The 17,659-nt window shown below is 44.6% G+C and carries 16 protein-coding genes; 10 read left to right on the forward strand and 6 right to left on the reverse strand.

The genetic code is table 11. The annotated features are described in order from the left end of the window. Positions 1-30: 30 nt before the first annotated feature. Positions 31-351 carry a hypothetical protein gene (locus ACYVNW_RS16400; protein WP_460680958.1) on the reverse strand — a complete coding sequence of 107 codons (321 nt, stop codon included), beginning with the start codon at positions 349-351 and terminating at the stop codon, positions 31-33. Positions 352-538: 187 nt separating this feature from the next. Between ACYVNW_RS16400 and ACYVNW_RS16405 the strand changes: the two genes are divergently transcribed. The 5 genes from ACYVNW_RS16405 to ACYVNW_RS16425 all read left to right on the forward strand — a co-directional run bounded on the left by ACYVNW_RS16405 (position 539) and on the right by ACYVNW_RS16425 (position 5,032). Beyond that, on the forward strand, positions 539-1,501 hold the full coding sequence (locus ACYVNW_RS16405; RefSeq protein WP_460680959.1) for a hypothetical protein: 963 nt from the start codon (positions 539-541) through the stop codon (positions 1,499-1,501). 69 nt (positions 1,502-1,570) lie between these two features. Next, the gene (locus tag ACYVNW_RS16410) at positions 1,571-2,002 is read left to right on the forward strand and encodes a hypothetical protein (RefSeq protein ID WP_460680960.1); all 432 of its coding nucleotides are present in this window, start codon (positions 1,571-1,573) and stop codon (positions 2,000-2,002) included. Continuing rightward, positions 1,999-3,219, forward strand: a complete 1,221-nt coding sequence (locus ACYVNW_RS16415) for a hypothetical protein (protein ID WP_460680961.1) — start codon at positions 1,999-2,001, stop codon at positions 3,217-3,219. The genes ACYVNW_RS16410 and ACYVNW_RS16415 overlap by 4 nt, the downstream gene beginning before the upstream one ends. A gap of 112 nt (positions 3,220-3,331) precedes the next feature. Then, a complete protein-coding gene (locus tag ACYVNW_RS16420; protein WP_460680962.1) occupies positions 3,332-4,225 on the forward strand; it encodes a helix-turn-helix domain-containing protein in 894 nt (297 codons plus the stop codon). A gap of 66 nt (positions 4,226-4,291) precedes the next feature. After that, the gene (locus tag ACYVNW_RS16425) at positions 4,292-5,032 is read left to right on the forward strand and encodes an SDR family oxidoreductase (RefSeq protein WP_460680963.1); all 741 of its coding nucleotides are present in this window, start codon (positions 4,292-4,294) and stop codon (positions 5,030-5,032) included. Between the two features lie 178 nt (positions 5,033-5,210). On the opposite strand, the gene ACYVNW_RS16430 is transcribed toward ACYVNW_RS16425, so the two are convergent. The 4 genes from ACYVNW_RS16430 to ACYVNW_RS16445 all read right to left on the reverse strand — a co-directional run bounded on the left by ACYVNW_RS16430 (position 5,211) and on the right by ACYVNW_RS16445 (position 8,518). Further along, entirely contained in the window at positions 5,211-5,741 is a 531-nt protein-coding gene (locus ACYVNW_RS16430) for a hypothetical protein (RefSeq protein WP_460680964.1), read from the reverse strand. 7 nt (positions 5,742-5,748) lie between these two features. Beyond that, positions 5,749-6,927 (reverse strand): hypothetical protein, encoded by a 1,179-nt coding sequence (locus tag ACYVNW_RS16435; protein ID WP_460680965.1) that lies wholly within the window; start codon positions 6,925-6,927, stop codon positions 5,749-5,751. Next, complete coding sequence (locus ACYVNW_RS16440; RefSeq protein ID WP_460680966.1) at positions 6,899-7,396, reverse strand: hypothetical protein; 498 nt, start codon at positions 7,394-7,396, stop codon at positions 6,899-6,901. Before ACYVNW_RS16440 ends, ACYVNW_RS16435 begins: the two co-directional genes overlap by 29 nt. A gap of 153 nt (positions 7,397-7,549) precedes the next feature. Continuing rightward, positions 7,550-8,518, reverse strand: coding sequence for an NAD-dependent epimerase/dehydratase family protein (locus ACYVNW_RS16445; protein WP_460680967.1), 969 nt, complete (start codon positions 8,516-8,518; stop codon positions 7,550-7,552). 78 nt (positions 8,519-8,596) lie between these two features. On the opposite strand from ACYVNW_RS16445, the gene ACYVNW_RS16450 reads away from it, so the two are divergent. The 5 genes from ACYVNW_RS16450 (at position 8,597) to ACYVNW_RS16470 (ending at position 16,312) form a co-directional block, all read left to right on the forward strand. Next, entirely contained in the window at positions 8,597-8,734 is a 138-nt protein-coding gene (locus ACYVNW_RS16450) for a hypothetical protein (RefSeq protein WP_460680968.1), read from the forward strand. 28 nt (positions 8,735-8,762) lie between these two features. After that, a complete protein-coding gene (locus ACYVNW_RS16455; protein WP_460680969.1) occupies positions 8,763-9,947 on the forward strand; it encodes a formimidoylglutamase in 1,185 nt (394 codons plus the stop codon). Between the two features lie 48 nt (positions 9,948-9,995). Continuing rightward, positions 9,996-11,159 (forward strand): redoxin domain-containing protein, encoded by a 1,164-nt coding sequence (locus tag ACYVNW_RS16460; RefSeq protein WP_460680970.1) that lies wholly within the window; start codon positions 9,996-9,998, stop codon positions 11,157-11,159. Between the two features lie 216 nt (positions 11,160-11,375). Next, positions 11,376-12,536, forward strand: a complete 1,161-nt coding sequence (locus tag ACYVNW_RS16465) for a redoxin domain-containing protein (RefSeq protein WP_460680971.1) — start codon at positions 11,376-11,378, stop codon at positions 12,534-12,536. Positions 12,537-12,700: 164 nt separating this feature from the next. After that, a complete protein-coding gene (locus ACYVNW_RS16470; protein WP_460680972.1) occupies positions 12,701-16,312 on the forward strand; it encodes a carboxypeptidase-like regulatory domain-containing protein in 3,612 nt (1,203 codons plus the stop codon). A gap of 14 nt (positions 16,313-16,326) precedes the next feature. Here the strand turns inward: ACYVNW_RS16470 and purD are convergent, their stop codons facing one another. Beyond that, a complete protein-coding gene (purD, locus tag ACYVNW_RS16475; protein ID WP_460680973.1) occupies positions 16,327-17,601 on the reverse strand; it encodes a phosphoribosylamine--glycine ligase in 1,275 nt (424 codons plus the stop codon). Between the last annotated feature and the right edge of the window lie 58 nt (positions 17,602-17,659).

Genomic DNA, 17,659 nt, shown 5'->3' on the forward strand with positions numbered 1-17,659 from the left:
AGCAAAACAACCCGTTTTTGCGCTTACTGTTTACTGTGCGCCGTTAAATGACGGATGCCTTACAATTTGCGCTGCCATGCTTTGCAAATCCTGCCCGGTAAAGGCGCCTATGCCGTTAAACTCGAAATCTTTTTCGCCTTTTACGGTGATGGTGCCCAGTACGCCATCGGCAGGTGTATCTACCGAGCGGGCCTGCTGGTAATTCAGCCAGTCTTCGGCCGGGTCAACGGCATAAATCTGATAGGTATTTCCTCCTTGCGCCTGCACTTTCAGGCGGCGTTGGGTTTCGCCTACGGCTATTTCAAAATCTTCCATCATTTTTTGCTTTTTCTTGAAAGACAGTGGGAACATCAAAATGTTTGTATCGCAAATGTTGAATAAAATGCATGAGGATAAAACTATTCAAGCACAAAAGCAATTGATGATTAATTGATGCAACAGTCACAACATGTTTTAAGTATGTGTTGTTATTTATATAGTTACCTATAAGAGAATAAATGGTAGAATTGAATTATTTTACTTTACGCCCAAACCTGACATGAACACCAACAGAAGCAGATTTTCATTTTTTTCAGAAGAACAATCAATAAATCCAAACTCATCAACCCCTGATCAAGGTCAGCCTGTTGCGGCTGCCCAAACAAACGTTTCGGGTACACCCCAATATAACAGGTTGGCGCGTTACCGGTGCGAGCAGATCAATATTAACCAGGTGGCAGGCAATACGGCCTTTTCATCAGAAATAAAAACACAGTACCTTTTATCGGCAACCAACTCCTCAAACAAAAGTTACTACATTAAACTGGAGGATTACCTGTATGCTCTGGATCCCAAAACTATGGAGGTGGCATTCCAGATAGTTGAACCCGTAGAGTTTATCCGCAACAACATTAAGTTTGTACAGAACACAGCGGGCGAAATTACAGACGTACTGAACCTCGAACAGTTACGGAATGATTGGATTAAATTCAAAACTGACAGACTGCCTCACATTGATTTTTTTAAGCAGTTGCAAACGCAAAACTCCAAAACTACCGATGATATGTTGAATACGGGCGATGCGGAGTTTGCCAGCAGCGAAAGCTTTAAGAGCATCATAGATAAAAATCTGTTCTACCATATTTTGCTGAAAGCCAATGCAGGCGATGCCTTGCCAGACTTTACTTTTAACCAGTTGTCTCAATTATTTCCGGGGCAATACTTAGACGTTGATGTTGAAGTGAAAAAGGTTTCAGAAAATGCCCTTACCAAAGCTTATGTGCTTACCGGGCATTTAAACCGGCATAACATCAGTGAAGAGGCGTTAAAAAAGCAATACGATGAAATATATAAGCCGTTAGTGAAATACAACTTTACTGAGTTTGATTACACTTACCGTATAACCTATACGCTGGATACCGCAACTGGCATTTTAATTGATGCTTATGCTACAATGGCCGAGAAGATTAAAAACAACTACGAAAGTATAACAGAGTTTAAAATAAGGCGGGTAGAATTATAGGGTATGAAAGATCAGGTTTTTTATCTCGCAAAAAGTAGAAGAATACTTCTGTCGATTCCATTGCTTTTTATGGGGTTTTTATTTTTTGCATTTGGTGCTATTGGGGGAAGGTCTGAAGATTTGCTTAAACTCAATCACCTGTTCAGGATAAATAATTTGTTTGCGCTTATATTCTTAGCTTCAGCTTTCTATCTGCTGTTGCAGCCTCATATACCGTTGCTCAAATTTGAAAATGACAGGTTCAGGTATAACGGCTTTATTTTGCGTGATACTTACCGGGGCGGTGCTTTTTTTCCGCTTTTTCCTTACTTGTACAGAAACTTGTCTTCGTTTAAACTATATACAGACATTAGCAAAGCAGAGCAAAAAAATGCAGGTATAATTTTAACAAAGAAAGATCATTCAACATTTACTAAAAATCCGGTACTGCTGCAAACTGGTTTGTTTAGCGAGCCAGACAGGCAGGTAATTTTAAATCTATTAAATGGTTATATAAAATGAGCAGTTCTTATATTCCCAAAGATACTTACACCGTTTGCACTTATCAATTAAATGCAGAGCCCAAAAAGTTAATAGTAACCCGTAAAGCAGTTTCTGTTTTTAAGCACGCTAAAGAAAAACCTTTATTGACTGTGGATGACAGAAATATAAACGAGGAGTTTGTGTGTAAAAGCCCCATGAATACCATGGCATCCTTCTTGGCTTTTGGGGCAGGTGTACTGGTTGCGGCGGTTGCGTTGACCAACCCGGTAGGCTGGGTGGTTTTAGGTTGCGTAGCATTGGCTGCGGGTGCGGTATATGCAGTGGTAACTATTACGCATAAATGTTCAGGCCCTTTAAAAAGCGGATCGTGGACACTGCCTCACCCTAAGGCTCAATTTAATTCATGCCAGGCCATTACAGAAGTTTCAATGCTGAAATGTAATGTGGGCGGTGTTCTTAAACCGTTTTTTAGTTACGCTGCCGCCAAGGACGCCGCTGAAGACATTATGTGGAATAACCTGGCCGAGCTTGGTCTTAATACCGTAGGTTCGTTTTTCGGAGGTTTGTTACTGCCTGGTGCACTTGCAGGCGCTACAGGTATTGCAATTGCAAAGTTTTTAGGAGGTACGGTAGTTGGCATAGGCAGTATGTACGGACTTACTTATGCTGAGCGTGCAGCATTAAGAAGCGATGGCGAGCTTTCTAATAATCAAGTGTATACCAACTTAAATAGCGACGCTGTAGATAGTAACTCCTTTCTCCCTACTTACTCTGACCCTTACTATTACAACCCTGGGGCATTGGGCAATATACAGGATTTGAAAAACTTTGCGGAAGCCTATAAAAAGGGGCAGGCCGGTGCAGCAGATTATGGTGTACAATCGCAACTAAACGAAATAGCAGGGCTGAACAGGCAGCAACTGTACCGCAATGCTACTGCCCGCAGTTTATTGCAACGCATGAATAACGGCGAACTGCCGGAACTGCGCAGGGCAATGACACGGTATAACTCCAACCGGGTTAACCCTACTATGGCAGCACAGGCTATTGAAGCAAACAACGAGTCGTTTAAAAATAATTTGAAAGCCATGTCGCGTAAAGGCGGAGAAGGTTTGTTGTTTTTCCTGCCAATGGTATCTACTTATTTTACAGAAAATGCACGTAAAGCCTTTGCTGAAGAAGCGTTGAAAGATATGGGGCATGGCATCAATGTATCAGCTAACCAGCCGCAATAATCGATTATATTCAGCGGTAACACAAAGTGCCTGTAGCGAAAGCGGTTTTTACTATTGAAATGGGCTACCTGCTATTAACTTTTATGCGCAAAAAGTGATAGCTTTATCAACCATGCATGTACTTAATTCGTATCAGCAAATTCCGGTTTACAATTTAGAACCGGATGAGGTGGCAGGTAATAAACATTTCAGGGTGTACAACTTTGAAGGTAACCTGCCTAATCAGTCTGAACTGCTGATTCCGCACCGCAAAAATCATTACCTGATTGTGTTTATCCGGCAGGCTGCCCAAACCCGGCAGTGGATAGATATGGAACCGGTATTGCTGCAGGATAATACCGTTTATTTTACGGGCCCCAACCGCACCATTATGAAAGAGGAATTTAAGCAGTTGTGGAGCACAGGCATTGCATTTACACCCGAATTTTTGTCTGACCAGGGCAATAGCGCATTGCACCAGTTGCCACTCATCCAAAACCCGCAAAATGGTTTTGAGCTGGTGCTTACTGATGCGGATATTGTTTTTATAGAAGATATGCTGGCCAAAATCAACGCAGAATATCGGCACCCGAACGAGTGGCGCTGGCGCATGGTAGCTGCTTACCTTTCGGTATTGCTTACGTATTTAAGCCGCCTATACACGGAGCAATATAAGGCCACTGAAACCTCGATGGATAAATTGCTGCTTAAAAGTTTTCAGGCCAAAATAGAAGAGTGCTATCGCGAACTGCACGAGGTGGGCGATTATGCTTCGTTGCTGCATATTTCGGCAGGCCATTTGAGCGAAGTGGTAAAACTGCAAAGCGGTAAACCGGCCATTAAGCATATTCATGACCGGTTGGTGCTGGAGGCGCGCCGGCTGCTGTTCCATACTCACCATGCGTCAAAAGAGGTTGCTTATGAATTGGGTTTTACCGATGCCTCATACTTCAACCGCTTCTTTAAGCGCGAAACTGGTGTAACACCCGTTGAGTACCGGGCCAACATCCGTAAAATGTACCATTGATACCGCCGGATGTGTTACCGCCGGCGTTAATATCCGGTATACATTTGTACTGTTAAAAATTTAGATATGAAAACAGTATTAATTACAGGAGCCAACAGAAGCATTGGTTTTGAAACCGCCCGCCAGTTATTACAACAAGGATATTATGTATACCTGGGATGCCGCAATTTGCAAAAGGGGCAAGAGGCCGTTAATCAGTTACATGCCGAAGGCTTAACAGAGGTAGAACCTATAGAAATTGACACCAATAGCGCGGCATCTATACAAGCCGCACGTCAGGCCATCGGCCAGAAAACTGAAGTACTGGATGTGCTGATTAACAATGCCGGTATTTTGGGCAATAACGGGCCGCAGCTTGCTACTGATACCGAGCTTGGCGTTTTCAAACAAGTATTTGAAACCAACTTTTTTGGTGTGATTGAAGTTACCCAGGCGTTTTTGGATTTGCTGAAAGCTGCAACCGAGCCGCGCATTGTAAATGTGACCTCCGGCTTGGGTTCTCTTACCCTGCACAGCGACCCTACATGGAAGTACTATGTAGTGAAGCCGGCCGCCTACGTATCTTCAAAAGCAGCCTTAAATGCTTATACGATTATGCTGGCTTATGAGCTGCGCGATACCGCATTTAAAGTAAACGCCGTTGACCCCGGCTACACCGCCACAGATTTTAACCATCATTCCGGCCCCGGCACCGTAGCTGATGCCGCCGCCCGTGTAGTAAAAGCTGCCGTATTAGGCGCTGATGGCCCAACCGGACAGTTTTACAGTGATGATAATGCACCTGAAACGGGTATTAGTCCGTGGTAAAGATGTAGCGGTGCAGGTTACTTTTATACACATTGTTGCAAATGTTGCGCTTGTTGCACGCAACATTTGCAACAGTGGCGTGTAGGTGTCAGTGGTTGTTGAGTAGATGAAATCTCTACAGGCATAAAGCTTCGAAGTTAAAAACTTCGAAGGACAGGAGGGACCAAAGCCATATAAATTACTCAAACTTCAGACTGCTGATAATCATATCATATACTTTCTTGCCTTCCGCTGCATCTGCTACGTTGCATTCAACCGAACCGCTAACTGACTTGGTGTTCTGAGTGTTGAAAGAAATGAAGCGGTAGTATTGTATGCCATTATATATATAGCTTCTGCTTAATACCGACTTGTGATCATCAGTTTGTATGAAGGAGTGGTAACTGGTGTCATTTTTAAATAAATGGTCTATTCCATTTTTCAAAATGGCCAGGTGATTGGCCTCTGCTGGCTCATTACCTGTATGCAAATTAACAAGCGCATTACCAATTACATAAAATTGATCAGAGCTAAAGCTGGTCAGTTCATCTAATATAGATTTGTTACCACTCAATTTGCGCATGACATGCAATTTGGCTTGCGCAGCCGTAACTTTTTGAGCGCCTGTAGTGAGCCTTAAGCTGGCTGCATTGCCAAGCAGTAGTTTTTCCTGTGCCCGGCAACCCAGGGCAGATAAGCCGATAAGGAAAGTGATCATCAGTGTTTTCATGTTCTATCTATTCTAACGGGTTTGTAGGGCAAGGGTTAGGGGCAACAGTTTCAATACCATTGTTATTTACAATTTGAAAAGGTTGGTAGGTCATCGAGCTAGCATCAGCCTTATATACATTAATAGCATCACCAAACTTTTTTAGCAATGCATATACGCCTGCCATGCCGAGACCAGATGTAGGGTTTTTGTCGAAATATAATTGTCCAATATTTATATAATCGGCTTTAAAAGCATTTTTTTGTGCTTGCGTGGTATACAAAGTATTGTAGAGGTCCAGCATTTTGTTCCAGTCTTTAATCATTACAATGTAAGAGCCATTACTGGTTAAGGTAGTTACTGAGGCATTACTTTTGTAAAAATCTTTGTCTGCCTGTGAAGCCAATCTTATTTCACTATTATACAATGGCGAAAAAATAGCAAAAACATCATTAGGTGAGGGCCCGTTATCATCTGGATGGTTATGCGAAAATCCAACAGTGTATCCCTTATCATTATTCCATGTGGGCGTTGGTGTCCATGAATCATCTGCGCCATTGGTGGTTACCGGCGTAGATACCGGTACGCCGTTCACATTTGGCTGGCTGATGTTTTGGTTAGCTCCATATTCAACATTGCTGTCAGAAATATGCCCTTTTATTTCATCATTTTGGGCTTTTACGGTTGTGTTTTGGGCTTTGGCACTTACATATTTGCTCTGCTTACAGGGGTCGGTCGGGTCATTATCATTGGGGTCAGGCCCGGTGGGTGCTGGCGGGAAGGTAGGTCCACTGCCACCGCCACCACCGCCGCCGCCAGGGGCCGGGGGTTGGGGGCCGCCGCTGCCGCCGCCACTGCCATCATCACATACCTGGTAGTAGGTGGTGGTATAATTGGGGGTACAGGTAGGCGCAATATCACCGGCGCTTACACAGGTATAAGTTACAGTGGTAATAGCACGTGTTTCGCAACCATTGGCATCGCGCAGCATAGGCTTCACCGCTTCTGTTTTCAGTGCCGGTGTTAGGGCTGTGCCGCCTGCCGGGCCAGCTGCCTGGGTAATGGTACCGTTAATCAACCCCTCCCTATAGCGGTAGCCTTTTAGCAGCTGCCCGCTCAAACTGTAATATAGTACTTTGCCTGTAAAGTTAGCCTCGCGTGTTTGGTAATTGTTTTGTTCAAAATGGTTGGCCGGGGTTATCCACATAAGCCGGGTCTCCCATAATCACCATCAGGCAGGCGCTAAAGCTGCCGGCCTGGTTACGGATAAATAAAAACTCGGTTTTGGTATAATTTTTACCGGGCGTAGCAGGTGCAGCACTGGTTTGGTTTTCCAGAAAGTAAAGTGTGGCATTATTTAAAGGTGCTTCTGCCACCTCATTATTGCCACGTTTAAATGTAAAGGCGCTGCCCCACAGTGGGCTGAGGCCATTGCTCCAGCTTCGCCTGCTTTCACCAACATCAAGGGTTCGTACGGTACTGGTGGCAGCCGTAAGCACAGGGGCATTTTTTTGGTACCAGGCTTGGGCATCAGCCACCAGGCTGTTGTCTTTTAAGGCTGGCTGCAGGTTTGAAGTTGCATGGTCTTTCCGGCAACTGTAAGCAAGTACAAGTATTAATGTAGCTGATAATATAGCATAAAGCTTTTTGGATAGCCGTAGTTTAGGTAAATTCATGAAGTAGCGACAAGTTTGGTAAACAAATATAATGAAAAGCATTATACCTGGCGCTGCTCACAAATAAATGTCTGGCATTGATATATTATAACTACGCAAGGCAAACAAAGTAGCTACGGATGAATCACAAAAGATTATACATGAGCAAAATAGCTATTTCTTCGATCTTTCGCACACCTCCCCAATGGTCTTTACTACTGGTTTAAACTCCATCCCGGTAGCCTGTACCAGTTTGGTATTGCTGTAGTTCTGCACTACAGAAGCCGATTGTGCCGCAATTTTATCCAGCGATGGGGCTTTGCCGGTGAGGGTACCCACTAAGGCTGATGCCCGCCAGGCCAGTTCCAGCATCCAGGGTTTGGCTTCGGTAGCGGGGGGCTTGATGCCAAAGCATTCGGCAATAGTAGTAGTCAGCTGTCTGAAGGGCCAGTTTTCAGCGTTCACAATGAAACGCTCGGCGGTGATGTCGCCCTGCATCAGTAAAATCATGCTCTTGGCTACATCTTCTACATCTACCAGTCCGCAGGCACCGCGGGTATAAAATTTGAGGCCTTTGCGCACGGTTTCAAAAATCTGGCCGCTACCATCTGTACCGGCATTGGCGCCGATGATAACTGAAGGGTTCACAATAACGGCGTCCAAACCTTCGGCAATGCCGCGCCATACTTCCATTTCACTTTCAAGTTTAGAAATGGCGTATACATTATTGACCGGTGTTTCCTCTAAATGATGGTTTTCGGTAATCATTTCGCCATGCTTGGACTGCCCTATCGCCGCAATGGAGCTCACATGCACCAGGCGGCAACCAAACTGTAAACACAGGTTTACGATGTTAGCCGTGCCTTCCACATTGGTTTTAATCATGGGGTTTTTATCCGCCTGTTTAAATGATACCCAGGCGGCGCAGTGGTATACCTGGGTAATGCCTTCAAAAGCATCTTCCAGCGCGAATACATCCAGTAGGTCGGCATCGGCCCATTCAATTAAACCGGCGTAAGGCTTTAACAAATCAGGTATCACCGAACTGCTGCGTTTAATGCAGCGTATGCGTTCGCCGGTTTGTGCCAGTTGTCTGGCCAGTTCTGAACCTAAAAAGCCGGTAGCGCCGGTAACCAATATCATGTGCCGAATATTTTGTGAAACATCGCAAATTAATTGAAATTAAATGGATATTTGAACTTTTCTGTAAGGTGGCGGGTGATGAGAATTATAAATACCGGTTGTCAACCGCATTGTCGTTTCGACCGCAGGGAGAAATCTTCTTCAGGCGGTAAATCTGTAGCAGACCGGTATGGCGAAGAAGATTTCTCGCTATCGCTCGAAATGATACTTGTATAGAAATGTGAATATTTTGTAAGCGTTAGATATGTCGTTAGCGGATTTTTTTACCCCTGTTGATCTGGATAAGATCACTCCCAAACAAGGGTTCGGCCCGGCTCAATTGGGCAGCAAAGCCAGGTTTTACACTGATGAGTTTCCCGATTTGGATGAGCAGGTAGTAAACCTGGCCATTATTGGCGTGCAGGAAGACCGCCATGCCGTAGGCAACCCTGGCTGTGCTTTGGCGCCTGATTATATCCGTGAGAAATTCTATCAGCTGAATGAAGGCGGTTATCAAACTAAAATTGTCGATTTAGGCAATATCCGCCAGGGGAATACGGTGAGTGATACCTATTTTGCCCTGCGCAGTGTGGTAACCGAGCTGGTAAAGCAGGAAATTGTACCTATTATTTTAGGGGGTGGGCAGGATTTAACCTACGCTCAGTATTTAGCTTACGAAGAACTGGAACAGCGGGTAGATTTAGTGGTAGTGGATTCGCACTTTGATTTGGATGAGGATGAAGAATCGGAATTTTCTGAAACTACATCGCGTTCTTTCCTCAACAAAATATTTCTGCACGAGCCTAACTACCTGTTCAATTACAGTAACCTGGGTTATCAAACTTACTTTGTAAGTCAGGACAGTTTGCGGGTAATGGAAAAGCTGTTTTTTGACGTGCATCGTTTAGGCGAAGTCACCGGTAAAATGGCGGTTACCGAGCCGGTAATACGTAATGCCAATATGCTGAGTTTTGATGTGGGTGCTATCCGCTCATCAGACGCGCAGGGCAATGCCAACGCCACCCCCAACGGCTTTTATGGTGAAGAAGCCTGCCAGATTTGCCGTTATGCGGGCTTTAATGATAAACTAAGCTCTATCGGTTTTTATGAGTTTAACCCGGCGTTTGACAGCAACGGGCAAACTGCCTTTCTGATTGCCGAAATGGTTTGGTATTTTGTGGATGGCTATTATAATCGTAAAAGCGATTTTCCGCTCAACCCTAAATCACAGTATCTGATTTACAAAACCACTTTGCAGCATGACGACCACGAGATGGTATTTGTAAAAAGCCGTAAAACCGACCGCTGGTGGATGCAGGTGCCTTACCCTACCAATGGCTCGGCCAATGAGCGCTTCCATTTGGTGCCTTGCCTGTACCAGGATTATGAAACGGCCGTGGCTGGCGAAATGCCCGACTTATGGTGGCGTACTTTCCAAAAATTGGTGTAAACATACGGTAAGCCACACTTTTACGTTAAGCGTACAGATAATTATAGAATGACTAAAAAAATAATATGTGGCCTGATGGCGCTGCTGCCTTTGGGCGCTATGGCGCAGGTAGGCGGTAATTTTACCATTAAAGGCAAAGTGGGCAAATTAAATGCACCTGCCCAGGCTTATTTGTTTTACCAGGTAGGCGCTAATAAGGTGGTAGATTCGGCCGCTATTACCAATGGTAGTTTTGAACTGTCGGGCACGGTGCTATCTCCTGTGAATGCCGGATTGGTAATTGATCACCAAGGCATTGGTATGGCCCGCTTAGCCAACCAAAGCTCGGCCGCAGCACCGCCCGATGCCTTGAGTTTTTACTTGGATAAAGGCAATATGGCCATCATCAGCTCCGGCGATTCAGTGAAGAAAGCCGAGATTACCGGCTCTGCTCTCAATGATGATAACAAGCACTTGATGTCACAGTTGGAAACTGTAAAAGCGAAAGTACAAAGCCTGTATGCCGAAGCACAGGCGGCACCTGCCGCGCAGCAGCAGTCGGCCGATTTTAAAGCCGCCATGCAGCGCCGCTTTAAGTTGTTGCAGGCCGAGCAGGAAAATACTTTAAAAACGTTTATTAAATCGCATCCGGATAGCTATTTGAGTTTATTGGCCCTAAGTTCGTTAGGTGGCCCATCGGCAGATCCGTCAGTACTGGAACCTTTATATAATTCATTGTCGGCCGGTTTAAAGGAGTCGGAGCAGGCCAAGCAGTTATACAGTTCTATCCAAACCCTTAAAAATACGGCAGTAGGGGTAATGGCGCCCGATTTTATCCAAAATGATGTGAACGGTATGCCGGTAAAGCTGTCTTCCTTCCGTGGTAAATACGTATTGCTCGATTTTTGGGCTTCATGGTGTCCGCCCTGCCGTCAGGAGAACCCCAATGTGGTAAAAGCTTATAATAAATATAAAGCAAAAAAATTTACGGTAGTAGGCGTATCGCTCGACCGCCCCGGTGCTAAACAGGACTGGATTAATGCCATTAAAGCCGACGGCTTGACTTGGACGCAGGTATCAGACCTTAAATATTGGGATAATGATGCCGCCGCCCTTTACTTTGTACGCAGCATCCCACAAAACTTTTTAATTGACCCCAACGGTAAAATTATCGCTAAAGATTTACGCGGCGAAGATTTGAATAACAAGTTGGCTGATTTATTAGGAAAATAAGGCCATCTATAATAGCATATAAAAGCCATTCTACAGTGTTAGAATGGCTTTTTGCTTTAAGGTAAGTCGCAAAGCAATCAATATTTAATTTATATTCTACTAAATCAGTAGATAATATATATAATTGTAAAAAAAATATTCAAAGGCATTATTAACTAAGAAGTTATCATTTTAATGTATATATTGGCTTTGCTTAATACTTAAACTCATATCTGTATGAAAAAAACAATGCTCACGCTGCTGGCTGCGCTACCCGCCCTGGCCTTTGCACAAGAGAAGTATACCATTAAAGGTAAAATTGGTACGGCTACACCTGCCACCAAAGTATTTTTAACTTACCGCAATGATGGTAATAATATTACTGATTCTTCCAAGGTACAAAACGGCAGTTTTACCTTTACGGGTACAGCCCCAACTATTACCTTAGGTACCTTAGTGGTAGATTACAAAGGTGCTGGTTTGGCCCAAATGGACCGGAAAAGCAAGGCTGATGTATTGCCGGTTTACCTGGTCAGCGGTACTACGGTGGTAAACAGTACCGACTCTTTATCAAAAGCGAAAGTGAGCGGTACCAAAGTAAATACCGATTATGTGGCTTACCAGGCTTTTATGAAACCGGCAAATGCTAAGTATCAGGACCTGATGGCGATGTACAGCAAAGCCACCAAAGAGCAGCGCGAATCGAAAGAGTTTGATGACGATTTTGAAAAGAAATATGATGCGGTACAGCTGGAGCAGCAAAATGCCAACAAAGCCTACATTCAATCGCATGGCGACTCTTATGTAAGCCTGCAGGCTCTAAGCGCTGCCGGAGGTGCCTACCCCGAATACACTGAGATGCAGCCGCTGTATGCCAAGCTTTCACCTGCGGTACAAAATACCAAAGCAGGAAAGGCCTATGCTGAACGGTTAAATAAATGGAAAGCGGTAGCATTGGGTGCACAAGCGCCAGAGTTTGCACAGGCCGATACCAACGGTAACGTCATTCAGCTGGCCTCTTTCAAAGGCAAATATGTTTTGGTTGATTTTTGGGCTTCGTGGTGTGGCCCTTGCCGTGCAGAAAATCCTAACGTGGTAAAAGCTTACAACAAATATAAAGGCAACAACTTTACGGTGCTGGGTGTATCACTTGACCGCCCCGGTGCTAAAGACAAATGGCTGAAAGCCATCCATGACGACCAGCTCACCTGGACCCATGTATCAGACCTGAAATACTGGAACAACGAAGCTGCCCAGTTGTACGGCGTGCAAGCCATCCCGCAAAATTACCTGCTGGATCCTAACGGCAAAATCATTGCTAAAAACATCAGAGGTGAAGAGTTGAACCAAAAACTGGCAGATATTTTCGGTAAAAACGATAAAGCTAAAGCAGAGTAATTAATACTCGTTCAATAATAAAGGCCGGTTATATAACCGGCCTTTATTGCTTATAACTTTTTACGCTTTTTAATTTTGAGAATTAGATGTGGGGTTTCGGTATCATAATCAAGAGTATAGCCCGATGCTGTTTTATTACAGTCATGTTGCTTTGCCTTAATTTTATGGCTGTCGCCCAGGTAGCGGTTACAGGCCGGGTAGTAAACATCTTTGATAAAAAGCCTATAACAGGAGCCAGTATATTCATCAGTAATACTACAATTGGCAGTACAACTGCCGAAGATGGCAGCTTTACTCTACAAAATGTGAAAGCCGGGCAGTATGGCCTTGTAATAACTTGTATAGGATACGAACCTTACACTCAAAACATTACAATTGGAACTGCCGGGTTTAATACTCCGGTAATTCAACTTGTAGCCAAGGCAACTGCACTGCATACTGTAACTGTAAAAGCTGAAAACGCCTACGTGCGTGAGCGTAATTACGACGAGTTTAAAAAAAGTTTTTTAGGAATATTGCCATTCGCCAAAAGCTGCACAATACTTAACCCTGAGGTGATCAATTTTGAAGAGGATAATAGCATTGGAGTATTGAAAGCATCGTCTGATGATTTTATAATTATTGATAATCAGGCTTTAGGATACCGCATAAGGTATTTATTAAAAAAGTTTGTCAAATCGGGTACTGATGAAACTATCCACTACGATGGCTCAGTATTATTTGAAAAAATGAAGGGTAGCCCGGCGCAGCAGCGGCAATGGCAAAATGCCCGTCAGCGCGTATACAAAGGCTCGGCTATGCATTTTTTAAGGGCAGCATTGGAAAACCGAATGGAAGAAGAAGGTTTCAGGGTTTTTCAATACCAGATTCGTAATAACCCTGAGCGCCCGTTACAACAGTTGCTGCAGGTAAAAATCAATCGCTTTAATAAATTAAAAGCTCAATATAAGCCTTATAAGGATTCCTTAACGCAATGGAAAAAGCTGGCCCGGCTGCCCGAAAGTATAAAAACGTTGCAGCGCTTCCCGTTACAGCAAAGCGAGATTATTATGCGTACCGACCAGCCCGGCTTGTATGCTTTGGGTTGTAATATGGATGGTATATACATCACCTACCAGGAGCATCGTAATTTCTCATCCAGGTATTCTGTTAACAATTTAGATAACGTTTATAATCACCAAAATACCCTGCTCAACTTTATTGCGCCTTATACTTATTTTGATGCCAACGGGTGGGTGATTACGCCCGGCAACACATTTATAACCGGCGCATGGGCTGCCAATAGTATTGCTTACCTATTGCCGGTAGATTACTGGCCGGATGATAATACTGCTGTTGATGCGCTGGCCTTAAAGCAGGAAGGGTTTAATAAGGCTATAGACACGGTATTGCGGCAAATTGATCTATATGGAGCACAGCAAAAAGCGGCAACGCTGTTTGTGCATTATGATAAAACAGTTTATACTCCCGATGAAAATATATGGTTTAAAGCTTATTTGCTCAATCAACGTACTGCAGATACCACAAGCCGGAAGGATGATGTACTGGCATTTAGTCTGGTGAACAATAATAGTCGGCGTGTGGTACTGAGCCGGCAAGTTCTACTACAGGATGATGGTGCGTACGGGCAGCTGGTGGTGCCAGACTCTGTACCACCGGGAAGATACAGTTTGGTTGCTTACACCAACCGCCTGGTGAGTGGCAAGCCCGAATATACATTTGTACAACCCATTACAATTAAAACTGCTGAAAAATCCGAATTAAAAGTGGACGTGAGCTTTCCCGGGCTCAATGCCATTTCAGGGGGAGCGCAAGCGGCTGACATAACAGTCTTTGCCCCGGGTCAGGTGCCTGCTAAGGCAGCCCGGCTTCGGTACTGGCTCAGTAACACAGAGGGAGGTATTGTTTCCAATACAGTAAGGCTGGATAACGAGGGTAAATGTAGGATTCGTATTCCTGCAGGCGAAACCGGTGCATCTTATCGCACATTAGAAGTTGAAGTGGTATTTAACGGGCAAAAGCAATACCTCACCGCAATTATACCTCAGAAGCAGGCGGGGCAAAAACAAACAGAAGAAAATATTAAGTTCTATCCGGAAGGGGGAAACCTTGTTGTTAATGTACCCGGCTGGATAGGATTTGAAGCTAAAACTGAAGCCGGTACACCTGTTAAATTGAATGCAATCCTGTATCGCAACAAGCGACCGGTTGATACCATATCAACCAACAGCTATGGTATCGGCAAGTTCAAACTTAACCCGCTTGCCAATAGCGAATATGAAGTTAAATTGTTGGGGCAAAACAACGTGGGCCGTACTTATGCATTGCCTGCCATTCAGGCGGCAGGTCCGGTACTGCATCTCAGCCAGGCCGTTGCTGATGATACCCTGAGTATTCAACTACGTGCACGGTTACCGCAAACCTGCTATGTGGTTGTGCATAATTTCAGGCAGGTTTTTGATGCTTTTGAGATGCAGGCTAAGGCGGGCGGCAGGCCGGTAACCATTAATCTGAAAAGTTTACCTAAAGGTTTGGCTGCAATTACCATTTTAGATAATCAGCTACAGCCCTGTGCGGAACGTTTATTTTTTGCACATTACAACAGGCGTCCGCAACTAAGCGTAGTTACAGATAAACAAGACTATCCAAAGCGTGGCTTGGTCAGTTTAAAGTTAAAAAGCCCGGTAAGCGGGCAGGTATCAATCGCTTGTGTACAGTTAAATCGGTTGCCTGCACAAAACCATACTGATATTGAAAGTTACTTGTATTTGCAGCAGGATTTGGGGCGCATACCACTCACAGAAGATAATTTAGCTAATACTGCTGATAGCCGACAGAACCTCGAAAACCTGTTACTGGTAAAAGGTTGGCGGCGCTACAATTGGCAAGAAATGATGATAGCTACTCCGGTAAGCGGGCCAGCTGCTGGAGCAGTGAACTACCTTTTTTATAGTGGCGCATTCACTAATTATGCCCGTCCGCTCTCAAAGCCGGCAGACTTAATGATCATGGGAGATTCCGGCCTGCATCCCATAAAAACAGACCGTACGGGTAAGTTTACCTTAGTTAACAGAGATGTGATGGCAAGCCCGAACAAGAAAATAAATCTGATGGCTTTTCATTACGATCCAGCTACTTATAAAATTTTTGTTAACAACCCATACCTTACGATGGACAAGCAATTAGCTATCGCCTTAAAAATAGATTCTGCCTTTCAGCCGGTTACTTTAAATAACAATAGTCTGTCAATTGCAGAGGGTTTGAAACAACCTATTGCACTCAGGCAGGTAAACATCAGAGGAAAATGGAACAACGAGATGTTTCAGAAAGAGGTCAACTCTCCGGCAAAAAATGCCAATGAGTGCGGCGACTACGTGTGTAAATATGGTATACTTAATTGTATGAACCATATGCGTGATCCTAAAAACAAACCAGCTATTAAATACCACTCTTATTTTGTGTTACCCGGAGACTTGGTCGCTACCATGTATTTGGGTTGTGATATTGCGCCTAAAGCGCAGCTTTATACCGTAATTGAAGGAATTAAATACAGCAAGGAGTTTTATGGGGCAGATTATGCCAAAATGAATCCTCCTGAGCCTGAGTACCTGTCTACTGTTTTTTGGAAACACGCTGTGCAGCTAACGGCCGATGCAGAAACCGAGCTGAAATTTTACAATAGCGACATCGCCGGCCCTTTTAAAATAGTAATACAAGGCATTGCCGGGAACGACGTAGTGTATCGTACCGTAGAGATCGATGTGAGAGAAAAGTAGTTTAAGCTACTTCTCTATATCAGATCAAATCCGATATCCTTTCTGAAATATTTACCATCGTAATAAATCCGGCTGGCATCTAGCGTAGCCTGTTGCAAGGCGCTGAATAAGTCATCTTGTAATGATGTGATGGCAAGTACACGGCCGCCGGTGGTAATTACATCTTCGCCTTGCAAGCTCGTACCGGCATGGAAGGCGATAGAGCCGCGTACATTATCCAAGCCGGTAATGGTACGGTTTTTTAAATACTCGCCCGGATAACCGCCAGCTACGCACATTACGGTAGCAGCTATTTTATCCGATACGTTAAGCGCTTTCTCGTTCAGGTTTCCTTCGGCTACGCCCATTAGCAGCTCCACCAAATCAGACTCGATACGGGGCAGTACACTTTCAGTTTCAGGGTCTCCCATGCGGCAGTTATATTCAATCACCCAGGGTTCTCCTCCGCAATTCATCAATCCGATAAAAATAAAACCTTTATAGGGAACATTGTCCTTTTTCAATCCTTCAACAGTAGGGATCACCACCTGCTGTTCTACCTTTTGCATAAAGGCAGCATCGGCAAACGGCACCGGCGAAACAGAGCCCATACCGCCGGTATTCAGGCCGGTATCACCTTCGCCTATGCGTTTGTAATCTTTAGCCTCGGGTAAAATTTTGTAGCTGTTGCCATCGGTTAATACAAATACCGATAGCTCAATGCCCTGCAAAAACTGCTCAACTACCACCTTTGAGCTGGCCTCGCCAAATTTAGCTTCGGTCAGCATCTGTATAAGCTCTTGCTGGGCTTCCTGCAGGCTTAAACAAATCAACACGCCTTTGCCTGCTGCCAGTCCGTCAGCTTTCAATACCACCGGCAAGCCACAGGTGGCTAAATACTCAAATCCTTCCTGTAAAGTTTCGCGGGTAAAGGTACGTGAGGCAGCGGTAGGGATGCCGTGGCGCTGCATAAACTGCTTGGAGAAATCCTTACTGCCCTCCAGTTGAGCGGCCTGTTGCTGCGGGCCAATCACAGGAATGCTTTTCAACTGATCATCAGCCAGAAAGAAATCATGAATACCTTTTACCAAGGGTTCTTCGGGGCCTACTACCACCAGCTGAATCTGGTTGTCCAGCGCAAATTGTTTAATGGCTTCAAAGTCGGTCACCTTTAAATTTACATTGGTGCCGTACTGGCCGGTACCGGCATTGCCCGGTGCAATAAACAATTGTGAGCATAACGGGCTTTGCGCCATCTTCCAAGCAAAAGCACTTTCGCGCCCGCCCGAGCCTAAGATCAGGATATTCATGCGGGCAAAGATACGAGAATGCCACCTAACCCCCCAAAGGGGGAACGGAAGTTTTCTG

The sequence above is a fragment of the Mucilaginibacter koreensis genome (assembly GCF_054783355.1).